General features: G+C 63.7%; 15 protein-coding genes. 10 read left to right on the top strand and 5 right to left on the bottom strand.

Features of this window, described 5'->3' with window-relative positions; all coding sequences use genetic code 11:
- The first annotated feature begins 193 nt into the window (after nt 1-193).
- The 10 genes from N2315_06770 to aroQ all read left to right on the top strand — a co-directional run bounded on the left by N2315_06770 (nt 194) and on the right by aroQ (nt 11,906).
- Nucleotides 194-1,375: an iron-containing alcohol dehydrogenase gene (locus N2315_06770; GenBank protein MCX7828893.1), complete on the top strand. Its 1,182-nt coding sequence runs from the start codon at nt 194-196 to the stop codon at nt 1,373-1,375.
- 63 nt (nt 1,376-1,438) lie between these two features.
- Nucleotides 1,439-2,299 (top strand): aldo/keto reductase, encoded by an 861-nt coding sequence (locus tag N2315_06765; protein MCX7828892.1) that lies wholly within the window; start codon nt 1,439-1,441, stop codon nt 2,297-2,299.
- A gap of 216 nt (nt 2,300-2,515) precedes the next feature.
- Nucleotides 2,516-4,108: a C69 family dipeptidase gene (locus N2315_06760; GenBank protein MCX7828891.1), complete on the top strand. Its 1,593-nt coding sequence runs from the start codon at nt 2,516-2,518 to the stop codon at nt 4,106-4,108.
- Between the two features lie 571 nt (nt 4,109-4,679).
- The gene (gene aroF / locus N2315_06755) at nt 4,680-5,720 is read left to right on the top strand and encodes a 3-deoxy-7-phosphoheptulonate synthase (protein MCX7828890.1); all 1,041 of its coding nucleotides are present in this window, start codon (nt 4,680-4,682) and stop codon (nt 5,718-5,720) included.
- Nucleotides 5,702-6,556: a prephenate dehydrogenase/arogenate dehydrogenase family protein gene (locus tag N2315_06750; protein ID MCX7828889.1), complete on the top strand. Its 855-nt coding sequence runs from the start codon at nt 5,702-5,704 to the stop codon at nt 6,554-6,556. Before aroF ends, N2315_06750 begins: the two co-directional genes overlap by 19 nt.
- Nucleotides 6,553-7,875, top strand: coding sequence for a 3-phosphoshikimate 1-carboxyvinyltransferase (gene aroA, locus N2315_06745; GenBank protein ID MCX7828888.1), 1,323 nt, complete (start codon nt 6,553-6,555; stop codon nt 7,873-7,875). Before N2315_06750 ends, aroA begins: the two co-directional genes overlap by 4 nt.
- Nucleotides 7,872-8,744, top strand: a complete 873-nt coding sequence (locus N2315_06740) for a shikimate dehydrogenase (protein MCX7828887.1) — start codon at nt 7,872-7,874, stop codon at nt 8,742-8,744. Before aroA ends, N2315_06740 begins: the two co-directional genes overlap by 4 nt.
- Nucleotides 8,692-9,903, top strand: a complete 1,212-nt coding sequence (gene aroC / locus N2315_06735; GenBank protein ID MCX7828886.1) for a chorismate synthase — start codon at nt 8,692-8,694, stop codon at nt 9,901-9,903. The genes N2315_06740 and aroC overlap by 53 nt, the downstream gene beginning before the upstream one ends.
- Nucleotides 9,887-11,470, top strand: a complete 1,584-nt coding sequence (locus tag N2315_06730; protein ID MCX7828885.1) for a hypothetical protein — start codon at nt 9,887-9,889, stop codon at nt 11,468-11,470. The genes aroC and N2315_06730 overlap by 17 nt, the downstream gene beginning before the upstream one ends.
- Entirely contained in the window at nt 11,463-11,906 is a 444-nt protein-coding gene (aroQ, locus tag N2315_06725) for a type II 3-dehydroquinate dehydratase (protein MCX7828884.1), read from the top strand. Before N2315_06730 ends, aroQ begins: the two co-directional genes overlap by 8 nt.
- An 11-nt stretch (nt 11,907-11,917) precedes the next feature.
- Here the strand turns inward: aroQ and ilvE are convergent, their stop codons facing one another.
- From ilvE to N2315_06700, 5 genes are read right to left on the bottom strand one after another with little or no spacing between them, the layout of a single operon-like run.
- On the bottom strand, nt 11,918-12,790 hold the full coding sequence (gene ilvE, locus N2315_06720) for a branched-chain-amino-acid transaminase (protein MCX7828883.1): 873 nt from the start codon (nt 12,788-12,790) through the stop codon (nt 11,918-11,920).
- Nucleotides 12,791-12,831: 41 nt separating this feature from the next.
- Nucleotides 12,832-14,535: a dihydroxy-acid dehydratase gene (gene ilvD, locus N2315_06715; GenBank protein MCX7828882.1), complete on the bottom strand. Its 1,704-nt coding sequence runs from the start codon at nt 14,533-14,535 to the stop codon at nt 12,832-12,834.
- Nucleotides 14,522-16,192: a biosynthetic-type acetolactate synthase large subunit gene (ilvB, locus tag N2315_06710; protein MCX7828881.1), complete on the bottom strand. Its 1,671-nt coding sequence runs from the start codon at nt 16,190-16,192 to the stop codon at nt 14,522-14,524. The genes ilvD and ilvB overlap by 14 nt, the downstream gene beginning before the upstream one ends.
- A complete protein-coding gene (locus N2315_06705) occupies nt 16,189-17,310 on the bottom strand; it encodes an isocitrate/isopropylmalate dehydrogenase family protein (protein MCX7828880.1) in 1,122 nt (373 codons plus the stop codon). The genes ilvB and N2315_06705 overlap by 4 nt, the downstream gene beginning before the upstream one ends.
- Complete coding sequence (locus tag N2315_06700; GenBank protein ID MCX7828879.1) at nt 17,307-17,834, bottom strand: 3-isopropylmalate dehydratase small subunit; 528 nt, start codon at nt 17,832-17,834, stop codon at nt 17,307-17,309. Before N2315_06700 ends, N2315_06705 begins: the two co-directional genes overlap by 4 nt.
- Between the last annotated feature and the right edge of the window lie 19 nt (nt 17,835-17,853).

Here is a 17,853-nt window from a genome sequence, read left to right as displayed (position 1 = left end):
ACAATCATATACCATAACCATATACCCAATACCCCGCCCACTAACCACATAACCCGCACCAGGGGCATACCTTGGCAGGAGAGTGAAATCATGGGTCATCTTTGGCATAACGTCGTAAAATGTATCCTAAGGCCCGGGGAAGAGGATTTTATCCTGAAAGAGCCTCTTCATATTCCCCTTAGGAGGTGTCCCTATGAAGTTCAGTTTCTACAACCCCACCCGGATCATCTTCGGCGCTGGGTGCGTGTCCAAGCTGGGGGAGGCCGCGGCCCCTTACGGCCGCCTGGCGCTTCTCGTGACCGGCCGAGGAAGCGTCAAGCGAAGCGGCGCCTTCCAAAAGGCCGCCGAGGCCCTTAGGTCCGCGGGGGTCTCCTTCGTCGAGATGGAGGGGGTGGAGCCCAACCCCAGGATAAGCACCGTCCGGCGGGGGGCGGAGATCATAAGGCGCGCCGGATGCGACCTGGTGGTGGCATTAGGAGGCGGAAGCGTCATGGACGCCGCGAAGGTGATGGCCGCCGCGGCCCTCTACGAGGGGGACCCCTGGGACATGATGTACGTGGGCGCTAGAAAGCCCAGGCTTCCCGAAAGGGCGCTGCCCATAATCACCGTGCCCACCCTGGCGGCCACTGGATCGGAGATGAACGAGGGAGCGGTGATAAGCTCCGACGAGTTGAAGGTCAAGACCTTCGTGGAGGCGGAGTGCCTCTTCCCCAAGGCGGCGGTGGTGGACCCGGAGCTCACCATATCGGTGCCAAAGGACCACACGGCCTACGGGATAAGCGACATAATAGCCCACCTCACGGAGGGGTACTTCAACGGCGTGGACGGCACCCCCATACAGGACGGTTTCGCCGAGGCGGTGTTGAGGACGGTTATCCGCTGGGGCCGGGAGGCGGTGGAGGACGGCTCCTCCCTGGAGGCCAGGACCCAGGTCCAGTGGGCGTCGGTGGTGGCCCTGAACGGCTGGGTTCAGGCGGGGACTAGGGCTTATTTCCCGGTGCACATGATGGAGCACACCCTGTCGGCGCTCCACGACGTCCCCCACGGGGCGGGGCTTGCGGTGCTCAATCCCGCATGGATGAGCTTCGCCGCCTCCTCAAGGCCCGAGAAGTTCGCCGCCTTCGCAAGAAACGTCATGGGGGTGCAGGAGAAGGACCTACGGTCCGCCGCGGAGGAGGGCATAAGGCGTCTTAGGGAGTTCCTGGCTTCCATAGGCTGCCCCTCCAGGATAAGGGACATGGTGGGCTCCCCCCTGGACCCCGGAACCTACGCCAGGGCCACGTTGGACGTGGCGGGGGACCAAAGGGGTCTTCTTAAGGGGCGGCCGGACATGGACCTTGGGGATGTTGAGAGGGTCTTTGAGGCGGCGCTTTAGCGGTTTGTGGTGGGATACGTACGCCCCCTTGGGCGTTGAGTTGCTGGATTAGGGGATGGTGTTATGAACAAGGTGGTTCTCAATAACGGCGTTGAGATGCCCATGATAGGCCTTGGGGTTTACGAGGCCGGCACCCTGGATGAGTGCGAGCGGTGTGTGCTGCAGGCCCTTGAGGTAGGCTACCGGATGGTGGACACCGCGGCGGTGTACGGCAACGAGGAGGCGGTGGGGCGGGCGCTTCGCAGAAGCTCGGTGCCGAGGGAAGAGGTCTTCGTGATAACCAAGCTCTGGTTCAAGGACAGCGGTTACGAGCGGACGATGGCGGCCTTCTTCGGGTCACTCAAGAGGCTTGGGCTGGACTACGTGGACCTGTACCTGATCCACCAGCCCTACGGGGACGTTTACGGCTCCTGGCGGGCCATGGAGGAGCTCTACAGGAGGGGATACGTCAGGGCCATCGGGGTCAGCAACTTCTACGCCGACAGGCTCATGGACCTTTCCGCCCACTGCGAGGTCCTTCCGGCGGTGGACCAGATAGAGCTGCATCCTCTGCACCAGCGGCCGGAGGAGCTGAAGGTTATGCGCCGCCTTGGGGTGACCCCCCAGGCCTGGGGCCCCTTGGCCAGGGGCAGGGACGGGATACTTGAACACCCGGTGCTTGTGGGCCTTGCGGAGAAGCACCGCCGCACGGTGCCCCAGGTGATACTTCGGTGGCTGGTGCAGCAGGGCATAACGGCGGTGCCAAAGACCGTAAGGCCCGAGAGGATGAGGGAGAACCTTGACGTGTTCGGCTTCAGCCTGGGCCAGCAGGACATGGAGCTCATAGCCTCGGCGGACACCGGCAGGAGCTCCTTCGGGGACCACCGGGACGTGGCCCTTTTTGAGAAGCTGCTCTCCTTCGACCCCGCGGGGCTATGGTCCTAGGGGCTTTACCCCTTTAGATTGAAGCATCGTCCCGGGCGGCCTTATAGGGCCGGAGACTGTAGTAAAAAACGACGCCCAATGGGCGGCCCTAGAGATCTTTATATTTAACCGTTGCTCCGCAATCCCATATGGTTTATAGTGTCCCCGCGGCGTTTTTGTAACTTTAAGATGCCGCGGGGACATTTGTTACTAATATTTGCAAGGAGGGTTGTCTTAATGAAGTCTAGCGGGAAAAGGCAGTGGTTGCGAGGGGCCCTTTTGGGGCTTGGGCTTACGTTCGTCGTGGCCTTCCAGGCCCTGGGCTGTACATCCGTTTTCGTGGGGAAGGACGCTTCCGCCACGGGGCACATCCTCATAGCCCGTAACGAGGATTACAAGGAGGGGTGGGCCAAGCGGTTCGTGATAAACCAGCCCCGGCGGGTTTCCAAGGGTGATGTGCAGCGCTTCTGGAGCGGCATGGAGATAGGCTACCCGGAGGACATGGAATGGACCCTCAAGTACTTCTCCGTTCCCGACTGGACCCATGACGCCCCCGGCGAGACCTACGTCCCCATGGACGAGGTTGGGATAAACTCCGCGGGCGTTGCGGTTTCCGCCACCGAGACCCAGGATCTAAACCCCAGGGCGAAGGAGCTGATCCCCCTGGATGGGTTGATCGAGGAGTCCCAGATACCCTCCATAATACTCCCCAGGGCCCGGACGGCCCTGGAGGGGGTAAAGATCTTCGGGGAGGCCATAGAGAAGTTCGGCTCCGAGGAGTGCGGGGGTTTTGTGGTGGCGGACAAGGACAACCTATGGTACATCGAGTACAGCGGGAACCGGTGGGCCGCCGCCAGGATACCGGACGACAAGTACATAGTGGTACCCAACGCCAAGGTGTTGGACAACTACAACCCCTACGACGAGGAGAACTTCATGGGCTCCAAGGACTGGGTTGAGTTCATCCGGAAGAACCGGCTGCTCCCGCCGGAGGAGACCACGTTCTCTTACATACAGGCCCACGGCCTCAACCTGGCCAAGGCCTTGGGAGACATGGAATGGAAGGACAACGGGGTTCGGGTCTGGTGGGGGCACCGGCTGTTCTCCCCCTCCGTTCATCAGGAGCCCGGAAGGGATTCCTACCCCTTCCTCATGACCCCGGACGTTAAGATAACCAAGAAGGCGGTGATGGAGTTCCTGCGGTCCGACAACTACCCGGGAACCCCCTACGAGAACCCCCGTCCCGGCGTCAACGGCGTCACCCGCCCCATAGCCAAGAGGACCAACCTGGAGTCCCACATAGTGGAGCTCGGGGAGGGGCCCGGGGTGCCCGGCGAGATAGGCAACGTGCTTTGGCTTGCCATGGGCAACGTGGCGGACAGCGTATACCTGCCCTTCTGCCAGGGCATAACCAGGCTTCCCAAGGAGTACCAGTTGGGCTCCGACTCCAAGGACCAGGCCTCCGCCTACTGGGCCTTCTACGGCCTCGCGGCCCGCTCCCAGGCCCACGACGACGCCCACGGAACCGCCCTGGAGAAGGCCGTTAAGGGCTACTGGGCCCCCTACCAGGATCAGGTCTTAAAGTCCTTCGAGGAGTTCCAGGCCCTTGCCCTTGAGAAGCACCGGAAGGAGGGCATGGCCTCGGCGGTGGAGTACCTGAACCGGCAGGCGGAGGCCTTCTCCTTGAAGGCCATGGCCAAGGCCCGGGAGCTTCAGCTGGACCTTGCCCTTGCGGCGGCCAAGGGGCCCAAGGCGGTCTTTGAGCCCGCCTACAGGCCCGAAGACGCCCCGGCGCTACAGGACCTCAAGGGGTACGGGCCGGCCCGGTAAGCCCAGCCATCTTAAGGGGAGAACATCTTAAAGGGATAACCTCCTGTCCTGTTCTTAGAGGTTTAAAAAAGCCCGGCCCCCCTTAAGGGGCGGTCGGGCTTTTTCTACTTCCGTTCCCGCCGGCTTCATGACCTACCTTAATGAGAAATTAGCCAAGGTGGGCTTGACAAAAAACGGATAGGCTGTATCATTCCGTGCCAATAAGTTTAGAACCATTGGTAAGGAGGTGAACCGGGGATGGCGTCAAAGGGCAAGTTTTTCGTGGGGTGCGACAACTACTTTTATTTTTACTTTATCGGGGGGCAGTGGCGGTTTTATTACTACGCCGCTGACCCGTTACCCCATGGAAACCCCCCGACCGCCGTCCCTTGGGATCAGCCCTAGGATCCAGGGATACATAAAACCTAAAGAGGGCTGGTTTTTACTAAGAGTTAACAGCCTTTGATGGACGCAAAAGAGGGCCGGAGCGGGGTTTTCAGCTTCGGCCCTCTTAAGTTTTTGCTTTTTTGCGTTTTTGCGTTTCGCGCGGCTTACGCCGGTTTTCCTAGAAGAGCAGGAGGAGGGGTGCTGGATGATGACGGTTTTGGAGCTTTCGGAGGGCTGTTCCGGAGTTGCCCAGGCGGATCTCATGGAGGCCCTGTGGGATAGGGGGCTTGAGGCCCGGTTGGTGTGTGCGGAAGGCCGAAGGTACGTGGTGGTGGGCGGTACGGTGGGGTCCCTGGACCTTCGCCCCTTCGGCGTGAGGTCCGTGAGGACCAGTTCCAATCCGTTCCCGTTGGTGAGCCGGGAGGCGGGGATAGCCCCGGGCTCCGTCATGGTGGGGGACGTGGAGGTGGGGGGAGGGGGCTTTGTTGTGATGGCGGGCCCCTGTTCGGTGGAGAGCCGGGAGCAGATAGTGAGGACCGCCGTGGCGGTCAAGGCCGCCGGGGCCTCCATCCTCCGGGGCGGGGCCTTCAAGCCCCGATCGAACCCCTACAGCTTCCAGGGCCTTGGGGGGATCGGCATATCCCTTCTGGAGGAGGCCTCCAGGGCGGCGGGGATGCCGGTGGTGACGGAGGTCATGGACCCCCAGGACGTGGAGGTGGTCTCCCGGTGGGCCCACATGCTCCAGATAGGCACCAGGAACATGCAGAACTTTCCCCTCCTAAAGGAGGTCGGCAGGTCCCACAGGCCGGTGCTGCTCAAGCGGGGGATGATGGCCACCATCGAAGAGTGGCTCCAGGCGGCGGAGTACGTGGTTTCCTCGGGCAACCCGAACGTGGTGCTCTGTGAAAGGGGCATAAGGGGGTTTGACCGGGCGGTTAGGAACGTGCTGGATCTATCTGCGGTGCCGTTGGTAAAGAAGCTCTCCGGCCTTCCGGTGGTGGTGGACCCAAGCCACGGCACCGGCAGGCGGGACCTTGTTATCCCCATGAGCATGGCGGCCTTAGCCGCCGGGGCGGACGGCATCATAGTGGAGGTCCACCCGTCCCCGGAGGAGGCCCTGTGCGACGGGGAGCAGTCCTTGGACTTCGGCGGTTTCAGGAACCTCATGGCCTCCATCTCGGCCCTTCTGGAGGCGGTAAGACCCAATCGGATGGAGGAGGGCGTGACATGCTCCGCCGTCATGTAGGGATCCTTGGCCTTGGTCTCATAGGCGGCTCCATGGCCATGAGGCTCAAGGGCCGGTGCCTCAGCCTTTCGGGCTGGGACGCGGATCTTAGGGTGCTCTCCCGGGCCCTGTCCATGGGGATCTTAGACAGGGCACCCTCGGGGTTAGAGGACCTGGCGGCGGGGTGCGACCTTTTGATCCTGGCGGTGCCTCCTTCCTGCATAGTCCCCCTTGGGCTCAAGGCGGCCCGCTGCCTCAGGGAAGGGGCGGTGCTCATGGACACCGGAAGCGTCAAGGGCCCGGTGGTGAAGCACCTTGACCCCGCCCTTCCCGGCGGATACCTGGGTTTTCACCCCATGGCGGGGCGGGAGCGGGGAGGGCTTGAGAACGCCGGGGAGGACCTTTTCGAGGGCGCCCTTTGCGCCTTGGTGCCCGGCGGGCGTACCTCCGCTGAGACGTTGGAGCTTGGCAAGGAGCTTGCGGAGGAGCTGGGGTGCCGGTGGGCCCTTATGGGGCCCGAGGAGCACGACCGGGGGGTGGGCTTTGTGAGCCACCTTCCAATGCTCGTGTCCGCGGCGCTGGCGGGGGCCGCCATGGAGGCCTCCAAGGGCGCCCCGGAGGTGGAGCTTTTGGCCGCCTCGGGCTTCAGGGACGCCACCAGGCTGAGCCTTGGGGGGCCGGACCTCATCCAGCCCTTAAGGGAGATGAACCGGCGGTTCATAGAGGAGGCCCTTTCGGAGTTTCATCGGCAGGTCCGGGAGATGCTGTGCCAGGATGACGGAGCCCTTAAGGACCGGCTTCATCGCATAGCCCGCTGGCGGGAGGAGCTGAAGAACAGAAAGGGGTGGCTTAATTGACGCGTTGCGATGTCAACGGACTGGTAGAGGACTCGGTTACCCTGGCGGCTCCAAGGGACGCTAAGGGGCTTAAGGGGCAGGTTACGGTGCCGGGGGACAAGTCGATATCCCACCGGGCGGCATTCCTTGGGGCCCTGTCCTCCAAGGGTATAAGGGTGAGCAACTTCGCCCCCGGGGAGGACTGCGATTCCACCTTGAGGTGCCTCCTAGCCCTTGGGTTCGCGGTTCAAAGGCACGGTCACGAGGTGGAGGTTCGATCCGGCGGCGGCCCCGTAGATCCCATGGGGGTCTTGGACGCCGGGAACTCCGGCACCACAGCGAGGCTCCTGTGCGGCCTTTTGGCCCCAAGACCTGGGCTCTTCGGGGTCATAACCGGGGACGCCAGCCTCCTGAGGCGTCCCATGGACCGGGTGGTGGAGCCCTTAAGGAGTTTGGGGGCCAGGATAGAGGGACCTAATGGGGGGCGCAGGCTTCCGCTGGCCGTAAGGGGGGCCCGTCTTTCCGGCGGCAGGGTTGAGCTGAAGGTCAAGAGCGCCCAGGTGAAGACGGCGGTGATCTTAAGCGCCCTTAGCGGCTCCCACGTGGTGGTCCTCCAGGAGAGCGCCCCCACCAGGGACCACACGGAGCTGATGCTCCAGCACCTCGGAGTGCCCCTTAAGAGGGAAGGGGGGGGCATAACCGTATACCCCTGCCACGACCTTCCCGGCGGAAGCTGGAGGATACCGTCGGATCCCTCGTCGGCGGCTTTCTGGGCCGTGGGGGCGGCCATATCGCCTGGCTCCGACCTCATCATCCCCGGAATAGGGCTCAACCCCGGGCGTGTGGGCTTCATAAACGTGCTTCGAAGGATGGGCTGTCCCGTGGAGGTGTCCTTGCGGGAACCACAGGGGGGCGAGTCGGTGGGAGACATAAGGGTGCGCCATTCTCGCCTTAGGGCCGTGGAGGTGGAGCCTCAGGAGGTGCCGGGGCTCGTGGACGAGCTTCCTGTGCTGGCGGTGGCCGCCGCCCTGGCAGAGGGGGTAAGCCGCATAAAAGGCGCCCAAGAGCTCCGCCACAAGGAGAGCGACCGCATAAGGGCCGTGGCGGAATGCCTTAACGCCATCGGCGGAAGGGTGAGGGAGCTGGAGGACGGGTGGGAGATAGAGGGGGTGGAGACGCTCCAAGGCGGAGAGGTGGACTCCTTCGGGGACCATAGGATCGCCATGGCCATGGGGATAGCGGCGCTGAGGTGCCGCTCCGGCGTGACCATCCGGGGGGCCCGGTGCGCCGGCGTATCCTACCCGGGCTTCTTCGAAAGGCTTAAGGAGATGATCCGATGATTGGCTCTCAAACCGCCCTCATGGCCCTTCTGGGTTCCCCCGTGTCCCACAGCCTTTCTCCAAGGATGCAGAACCGGGCCCTCAAGGCCCGGGGAATAGACGGGGTTTACCTGGCCTTCAACGTTCGAGGGGCCTTGGAGGAAGCGGTAAGAGGCCTTTCGGCCCTCATGGCCTGGGGGGCCAACTTGACGATACCCTTCAAGGAGATGGGGTTCTCCTTGTGCGAGCCCCAGGGGAACGCCCGCATGATAAGAGCGGTCAACGCCCTGGTGTTCCGGGGGCCCGAGCGGCTTCCCCTTGGGTTCAACACCGACGTGGAGGGGCTGCTTTTCACCATGAGGCGGATGGGTGGTTCCTTTAAGAGAGGACTTTTAATGGGATCCGGCGGCGCCGCCAGGGGATGCGCCCTGGGCATGGCCCTTGGGGGTGTGGAGCGATTGGCCTTGGCCGCAAGAAACCCGGCGAAGGGCAAGCTTTTGCGGGACCTCGTGTCCAGCTGGGGGCTTTTCCGGCGGGTTGACCTGCTGCCCTTAGGGGACCATGGGGCTCTTCGAGGCGCCGGAAGGTTTGACCTTGCGGTTAACGCCACGTCCCTGGGGCTTAAGGGCTCTAGCTGGGAGAGCTCCCTTTTGGAGGCGGTGGTCTTTTCGGTTGAGCCCGGCGGTGGCTTCATCGACATGGTCTACCAGGAGGGGCCCACATATGCGGTGGAGGCCTTCAGGGGGGAGGGGATAGCAGCCGTTGACGGCAGGCTGCCGCTTTTAGGCCAGGGGGCCGAGTCCTTCCGGCTCTTTACCGGTGATGAGCCCCCCTTGGATGAGATGGAGGCGGAGATATTCGGCGGCGGAGGTGATGGCAGTGGGTCTTAGGATGCTCACCGCCGGGGAGTCCCACGGAAGGGGGCTGGTGGTGGTCTTGGAGGGGCTTCCCTCGGGCTTGGAGGTGGACATGAGCCGCCTTGAGGGGGAGCTTGAAAGGCGCAGGAGGGGCTTTGGCAGGGGAGGCAGGATGGAGGTGGAAAAGGACCGGCTTACCCTGTGGGGGGGCATAAGGGGTGGGCGTACCACCGGTTCGCCGATTGGTATCACCGTTGAGAACTCCGAGTGGGAGTCCTGGCGGGATGTGATGGATCCCCTGGAGGCCCCATCGCCCCGGGGGGTCTTCACCTGTCCCAGGCCCGGCCATGCGGATCTTGCGGGGGGTGTAAAGCACGGTTTTAAAGATCTGCGGGACGTGTTGGAGCGGGCCAGCGCCAGGCAGACCGCCGCGTGGACCGTGGCCGGGACCTTGTGCCGGATGCTTTTGGAGGGGTTTGAGGTGAGGGTTTTCGGGGCGGTGCTGTCCATAGGGGGCAAAAGGGTCAAGGCCCCGTCCACGGAGGAGCAGTGGCTTAAGGCCATGGCAAGCCCCATGGGATGTTGGGACCCGGAGGACGGCAAGGCCCTCATGGAGGCGGTGCGGTCAGCCATGGAGGAGGGGGTGAGCCTTGGGGGCTCCTTTGGGGTGATGGTGAGGGGGCTTCCGCCTGGGATAGGCTCCTACGGGGAGTGGGATCTTCGGCTTGACGGCCGCCTGTGCGGGGCCCTTATGGCCATCCCGTCGGTGAAGGCGGTGGAGGTGGGGGATGGAGCGGAGCTGGGGGACCGAAGGGGCCCCATGGCCCAGGACGAGATACTGCTCGGCCCCGAAGGGGTGGTGAGGCCCACCAACAGGGCGGGAGGCATAGAGGGGGGCATGAGCAACGGTGAGGACGTGCTGCTCAAGGCGGTGATGAAGCCCATCCCCACCATGAGGACCCCATTGAGGTCATTGGACCTGTTGGCCAAGGAGCCCGCCATGGCGCACCGAGAGCGGTGCGACACCTGCGCGGTGCCCGCCGGGTGTGTGGTGGGGGAGGCCATGACGGCCTTTGTCACAGCCGCCGCGATGGTAGAGCAGTTTGGGGGCGGTGCCTTGGAGGACCTTTTGGAGCGGGTGCGCCTTTACCGGGAAAGGGTGCGGAGGTATTTAAATGAGAGGTTCCAATGACGTGTGTCCCGTGTTCCTCACCGGTTTCATGGGGTCCGGCAAGACCACCGTGGGAAGGGAGCTGGCGCTTCTCATGGGGGTGCCGTTCTTGGACTTGGACTGCATGGTTAAGATGCGGGCCGGTTCGTCGGTGGAGGAGATATTTCGCAGCCGTGGGGAAGAGGCCTTCAGGGCCCTGGAGAGGGAGGCGCTCTTGGAGGTCCTGGAGCTTGGAAGGTGCGTGGTGGCGTTGGGAGGGGGAACCCTAATGGACCGCCGCAACCTGGAGGCGGTGCGCTCCTCCGGCAGGCTGGTGGCCCTTAAGGTTCCCTTGGAGGTGGCGGCTAGAAGGATAGGGGCTGACAAGAGGCCTCCCATGGAGAGCTCTTCTTTGGAGGATCTCTTTGCCAGGAGGCGTGAAGGCTATGAGGCGGCGGAGCTTCAGGTGGGGACGAGCCGTACCGGGGCCCGGGAGGCCGCAAGGCTCATCGCCTCCAGTTTAAACCTTGGGATCTGCCGCCCCGCATCTGACAGGGAGATCGGTTCTAAAACCCTTAAGCTTACGGTGAGGATCACCGACGGGGAGCTTTTATCAAGGGGCGTCGCCGGGGTCCTTGGGGGAGAAGATGGGTTCGGTGGGGATGTGTTCGCCGTGGGGGATCTTATGACGGGTCCTCTTTTCCTGGAGCCTGGGGGACTCAAGGGCTTTCATCTCCTCCCCCGGGGGGAGGCCGCCAAGGACCTCAAGCGGGTGGAGGAGCTTTACGGGGCCTTCTGGAAGGGGGAGGTTCGCCGCAGCTCCCGGGTGGCGGCGGTGGGGGGCGGTACCGTGGGGGACGCGGTGGCCTTCGCCGCCTCCACCTACCTTAGGGGGGTGGAGCTGGTTCAGTTCCCCACCACCCTGCTGGCCCAGGTGGACAGCTCGGTGGGGGGCAAGTGCGGGGTCAACATGCCCCAGGGCAAGAACCTGGTTGGCAGCTTTGCGTTCCCGTCGCTTACCCTGTGCGACGTGGGGTGTTTGATGTCCTTAAGTGAGCGTGATTACCGCCAGGGGCTTGGGGAGGTGGCCAAGTACGCCCTGTTGGACCGCCGCCTTTTTAAGTGGCTTAATAAGAGCGCCGGCGCCCTTTTGGCCCGGGACAGGGAGGCCCTGGCGGAGTGCGTCTTTAGGTGCTTGAAGATCAAGCTGAGGGTGGTGGAGAAGGACCCCTTTGAGAGGCACGGTTTGAGGGAAGCGCTGAACTTGGGGCACACCATAGGCCATGCCCTGGAGGCGTTGAGCGGCTTTCGGATGGGGCACGGGGACGCGGTGGCCTCCTCCCTGATGGTGGACGCGGCCCTTTCGGTCCTCTTAGGCGAGGCGGAGCCCTCCCTGATGGACCGCCTTGGGGAGCTGCTGGACTTGATGGGCCTTCCGGCGTCGCCGGAGGCGTCTTGGGGTGATTTGGAGGGCTTCGTGATGGGGGACAAGAAGTGGCGGAACGGCTTTCTTATGATGCCCCTTCCGGGTCCTGATGGAGTTACGGTGAAGCCGGTGGCATTGGAGGACCTCAAGAAGGCCTACTGGGAGGTGGTGAAGGGTGCTTAGGTTCATGGTGATAAACGGCCCCAACATGGACCTTTTAGGCCGCCGGGAGGTGGGGCTTTACGGCTCCGCTACCCTCAAGGACCTGGAGGCGTTGTGCCTCCGGTGGGGAGAGGAGAACGGGGTGTTCGTGGAGTGCCTTCAGAGCAACCACGAGGGGGACCTCATAGAGATGGTCCACCGGGGAAGCCATGAGTTCCAAGGGGTGGTGATGAACGCCGCGGGGTACGGGCACACCAGCGTGGCATTGAGGGACGCGGTGAGCGCCTGTTCCGTGCCGGTGGTGGAGGTTCACATTACCAACGTGGCATCCCGGGAGCCCTTCCGGCATCGCAGCCTCTTGACGCCGGTGGTGAGGGGGTTGGTCATGGGGTTTGGGGTCAAAGGATACCTGCTGGCCCTTGGGGGCCTTAAGGAGATCGTGGAAGGGGGGCCTTGAGGCCCCCCGGTTCAGTCGTAAATGGGATGCCCTTCCCGGGATACGAGGTCGGAAAAGGCCTGCTTTAGGCGCAGCGTCATCTTTCCGGGTTTGCCGCCGCCTATGGCGCGTCCGTCTATCCTGGTCACCGGCACCACCTCCGCGGCGGTGCCGGTGAGGAACACCTCATCGGCGGTATATAGGTCGAACCGGGTGAGCAGCGCCTCTTCGGTTGGGATGTTCATTCCCCTTGCCAGCTCCAGCACCACGTCCCGGGTGATGCCCTTTAGGATGCCGCAGGAGGGGTGAGGGGTCTTAAGCACCCCGTCACGGACGATGAAGACGTTGTCCCCGGTGCACTCCGCCACGTAGCCCTCCCGGCTCATGCAAACCGCCTCCTGGGCCCCCGCGTTCAGCGCCTCTATCACCGCCATTATGTTGGGCAGGTAGTTGCAGCTCTTTATGTGGGGGGACAGGACCTCCCCGTAGGACCTCCTGGTGGCGGCGGTGATCACGTTGAGCCCCCGCTCGGTGAGCTCCGGGGGGTACATCTGTATGCGGTCCGCGATGCACACCACCGTGGGGGCCTTGGCCTTTTGGGGGTTCAGCCCCAGGTCCCCTTCGCCCCTTGACACCACGAGCCTTATGTACCCGTCCCTTATCTGGTTGGCCCTGCAGGTGTCCACGCACACCTCCGCCATCTGGTCCATCGACAGGGGGATCTCAAGGCATATGGCCCTGGCGGAGTCGTAAAGCCGCCTAAGGTGCTCCTTAAGGCGGAATATCCTGCCGCCGTAGGCCCTTATGCCCTCGAATATCCCGTCGCCGTACAGGTACCCGTGGTCGAACACCGACACCTTGGCCTCCTCTTTGGGCACCAGCTTCCCGTTTAAGTAAACCAACATTCGTGCGTCCCCCCCCTGTGCCTGGTTTTTGACTTTGAGGTTTAAAGGTCCTCCCATAGGTCTTTCATGGCCGCCCCCTGGGCTCCCGATGAGGCGAGGGCGGCGAACCTTTTCAAGGCCCCTAAGGCCCTGTCATCCTCCTTGGGCCTTTTGAGCTCCCTTGCCTTGAGTTCCGCCGGGTCCGCCAGAACCTCCAGCCTTCCGGCTGGTATGTCTATCTCTATTACGTCCCCGTCCCGGATGAGCCCTATGGGGCCCCCTTCCGCCGCCTCCGGGGACACGTGCCCCACCGATGCCCCCCGCGTGGCGCCGGAGAAGCGCCCGTCGGTTATGAGGGCCACGGACCTGTCCAGCCCCTGTCCCGCCAGGGCGGCGGTTACCTGCAGCATCTCCCGCATCCCGGGGCCACCCTTTGGGCCCTCCCAGCGGATCACCACCACGTCCCCTTCCTGTATGCTCCGGTTCATAACCGCCTCCATGGCGGCCTCCTCCCGGTCGAACACCCGGGCGGGGCCCCGGTGTTTCAGCATGGCGGGGTCCACCGCGGAGCTCTTCACCACCGCCCCCATGGGGGCCAGGGACCCCTTGAGCACCCGGATGCCCCCTTCGGGGGAGTATGGGGCATCAAAGGGCCGGATCACCTCCCGATCCGACCCACTGCCGGCGCAGACCTCCCCGAGAGTCTTCCCCATGGGGGTGAGCCTTTTAGGATGCAGCAGGCCTCCTTTGATGAGCTCCCCCATGACCGCGGTTATCCCCCCCGCCCTGTGGAGGTCCTCTATGTGGTGGGATCCGGCGGGGCTCAGCCGGCAAAGGTTGGGGGTTGAACGGGATATCCTGTCCAGGTGGTCCAGGCTGACCCTTATGCCCGCCTCCGCCGCTATGGCCAAGAGGTGGAGGGCCGAGTTTGTGGATCCCCCAAGGGCCACGTCCACCGCAATGGCGTCCTCGAAGGCCTCCTGGGTTAAAAGGTCCAGGGGCCTCACGGAGCGCCTCACCATATCCATAAGACAGAGGGCGGACTCCTTGGCCAACGTAATGCGCCTTGAGTGCACCGCCGGTACGGTGCCGTTGCCCGGAAGGGCTAGGCCCAGGACCTCCATGAGGCAGTTCATGGTGTTGGCGGTGAACATCCCAGCGCATGAACCTACCCCCGGGCAGCAGCTGCCCTCCAGCTCAGAGAGGTCCTCACGGCTCATGGAGCCCCTGGAGAAGCTTCCCACCCCCTCGAAGGCCTGGGACAGGTCCACCTTACGTCCCTTGAACTCTCCAGCCGTCATGGGGCCGCCGCTTATCATGATGGACGGGATGTTGAGCCTTGATGCCGCCATGGCCATGGCTGGTACGACCTTGTCGCAGCTTCCTATCATGACAAGGCCGTCCAGCCGGTGGGCCTCCGCCATGATCTCAATGGAGTCCGCTATGACCTCCCGGCTTGGCAGGGAGAACTTCATGCCCCGGTGTCCCATGGCTATGCCGTCGCATACCGCTATGACCGGGAACTCAAGGGGCAGCCCGCCGGCGGCGTATACGGCCCCCTTAACCGCTTCGGCTATCTCCCTTAGGTGCCTGTGGCCCGGCACTATGGAGTTGTAGGAGTTAACCACCCCTATCCAGGGGCGCTCCACCTCCCATGGGGCGTAGCCCGAGGCCCCTAAGAGGGCCCTGTGGGGGGCCCTCATGGGCCCTTCCTTGGCCATGGAGCTTCGGAGGTTCTTGAATTCCTTTTCCTTATGGTCCTTCATATTCCGTCATCATCTCCTCAAGAGCCCCTCCGGGGGGCACCATGGGCATCACCAGGTCCTCCCGGGGTATCCATATGTCCACCAGGGCGGGGCCGGGATGCTGGAACGCCGCCTCTAAGGCGCCTATCAACTGTTCCGCCCTCTCAACCCTGAGGCCCCTCACCCCCATGGCCTCCGCCATCCCCGGAAAGTCCGGGGATCGGTCGTAAAGGGTGTTGGAGTATCTCCCCTCGAAGAAGAGCTGCTGCCATTGGCGGACCATCCCAAGGCACCGGTTGTTGAGGAGCACCACCTTAACCGGCAGGTTGTAACGGGCCAGGGTGTCCAGTTCCTGTATGTTCATCATGAGGCTCCCGTCACCGGCTATGCAGACCACCGGGCGGGACTTTTCCGCCACCGCGGCCCCCATGGCGGCGGGCAGCCCAAACCCCATGGTCCCAAGACCCCCGGAGGTGATGAAGGATCCAGGACGGCTCACCTTGAGGTGCAGCGCCGCCCACATCTGGTTCTGCCCCACCTCGGTGGTGAAAACCGCCTCCCCCTTGGTGATGTCCATGAGGGCCCTCATGACCTGCCAGGGGTGGACCTGTCCGTCGTCGGCCCTTCGGCTTTGCGGGATGGCTTCATCTTGGGGAGCCCAGTCCAAGGCCCGCCAGCCCCTCAAACGGTCCAGCAGGGTTGCGATGGCCCTTTTGGCCGAAACCGTGGCGTGAAGGGCGGTTCCTATGTTCTTCCGGTGCTCCGAAGGGTCTATGTCCAGGTGCACTATGGCTGCGTTTCTGCCAAAGGCCTCCCTGTCCCCGGTGGTCCTGTCGCTGAACCGCACCCCCACGGCGATGATGAGGTCCGCTTTCCCCAAGGCCCGGTTGCCCCTTGCGGTGCCGTGCATCCCCACAAGCCCAAGGCTTAAGGGGTGGTCCTCCGGGAAGGCCCCCTTGCCCATGAGGGTGGTGGCCACCGGCAGGTTGGCCTCTTCCGAAAGCCTAAGGAGCTGTTGGAAGGCGAAGTCCCGGACCACCCCGCCTCCGGCCAGTATCAGGGGCCTTTGGGATTTCATGACCAGCTCCGCCGTCCGGTCCGCCCAGGCGAAGTCCGGGTCCTCCTCCGTGCGGTAGCCCCGGAAGGAGACCTGCCGGGGCATGGAGTAGTCACCTTCCGCCCGCTGCACGTCCAAGGGGATCTCCACCAGCACCGGCCCCGGCCGTCCCGTGGAGGCGAGGTAGAAGGCCCCCTTGAGGATGGCGGGTATGTCCCTTGGCGAGGCGGCCCTGAAGGAGTGCTTGACCATGGAGAGGGCGGCTCCCATCACGTCCGCCTCCTGAAAGGCGTCGGAACCTATGGCCCAACGGGGCACCTGCCCCACCAGGGCCACCATGGGGGATGAGTCGAGGTAGGCGTTGGCCAGGCCCGTGAGCAGGTTGGTGGCCCCGGGCCCGGAGGTGGCGATGCATAGCCCGGGGCGTCCCGTGAGCCTGCCGTAAGCGTCCGCCCCGTGGGCGGCGGCCTGTTCGTGCCGGGTGAGCACGTGCCTTATGGGGCTGTGGTGAAGGCGGTCGTAAAGGGGGATCACCGGCCCTCCGGGGATGCCGAAGGCCGCCGTCACACCCAGCTCCTCAAGGGCTTTTACGGTGATGGCGGCGCCGTTCATGGAGCTCATTGAATCCTCTCCAGCATATCCAAGATCCGGTCCCCCACCGCCTGGGTCCCAAGGGTCCCGCCCATCTCCACTGGCAGCTGATCCCCGGAGCTGCCGGAGAGGTAGTCCCGCACCGCCCCCTTAAGGGCCTTGGCGGCCTTCGTTTCACCCAGCTGTTCCAGCATCATGGCGGAGGATAGGATGGACCCCAGGGGGTTGGCCAGGTCCTTCCCGGCTATGTCCGGGGCGGAGCCGTGGACCGGCTCGAACATGCAAAGCCCATCCCCTATGTTGCCCGAAGGGGCAATGCCCATGCCTCCCCCAAGCGCGGCCAGCAGGTCGCTTACTATGTCCCCGAACATGTTGGGGCAGAGGATTATCCCGTAGCTCGCGGGGGAGCGGACCAGACGGTAGCACAGGGCGTCCACGTTCTCCACCGAGAGGGACACGCTCTCGTACTCCCTGGCCACGGACCTGCATGCCTCCTCGAAGATGCCGTACAGGTCCTTGACCGCGTTGGACTTGCTGGCCAGCACCACCCGGTCCTTCCCCATGTCCAGGGCCATGTCGAAGGTGTAGCGGCATATGCGCTCCGCTCCTTCGAAGGTGTGCCAAGCCACCTGCATGGCGAACCTCTTGGGGGGCGAAGTGAAGGCGGACAGCTGCCCCTTCATCTCGTAGGCGCCCCGCTTGATATCCAACGGTAGGTTGACCGCCCCTTCCCCGGCGCCTCCTACCCCCACGTAGAGGTCCTCGGTGTTCTCCCGGACCACCACCGCGTCCACGGGGCCCAGGGGACCTGGAAGCCCGTAGGAGTTGACGGGCCTTAGGTTTACGTACTGGTTGAAGTGGAACCTGAGGGTCAGCAGTATCCCCCGCTCCAGGATGCCGGGGGGCACCCTTGGGTCCCCTATGGCCCCAAGGAGCAGGGCGTCCAGGTTCTCCATGTCCTTAAGCGCCTCATGAGGCATGGTCTCGCCGGTGGCAAGGTAGCGCTCGGCCCCGAAGGGATAGGTTTCCCAGCGCACCTTAAAGCCGAACCGGTGAGATAGTGTTTCCAGCACCCGTTTAGACTGGGCCGTGACCTCCGGTCCTATGCCGTCTCCTGGGATGAGCCCTATACGGTAAGTCTTCGTCATCCCTTCACCTCCCTTGGGGCCCCTTGGGCCATGAGCATCCTCACCCGGTTCACAAGGCCTCCAGCGGCCACTATCTCACCCGCCACGCCCTCCATGGGGGGAAAGGTCTTGAGCCCTCCCCTGGAGAGGTTCTTCACCGTCCCCTCCCTTAGGTCCACCTCCAGCAGGTCCCCGGCCTTCGCGAAGCCCAGGGGGTCCTGGATCTCCACTATGGGCAGCCCCACGTTTATGGCGTTCCGGTAGAATATCCTGGCGAAGGAGGCGGCGATGACGCAGGATACGCCGCATCCCATGATGGCCAGGGGGGCGTGTTCCCTGCTGGAGCCGCATCCGAAGTTCTCCCCCGCCACGATGAGGTCATGGGGCTTAACCATCTTCGGGAAGTCGGGCATGGCGTCCTCCATGCAGTGCCTGCCCAGCTCCTTTGGGTCGTGGGTGGTGAGGTGTCGCGCGGGGATTATCACGTCGGTGTCCACGTGATCCCCGAAGGTCCAGGCGTTTCCTCTTATGACTTCCAAAACCACATGGGATCCCCCCTTTCTC

It is taken from the genome of Thermanaerothrix sp. (genome assembly GCA_026417795.1).
GTDB lineage: Bacteria > Synergistota > Synergistia > Synergistales > Synergistaceae > Thermanaerovibrio.
Note: the sequence above shows the minus strand (reverse complement) of the source record. Positions and strands in the feature narration are given on the sequence as shown.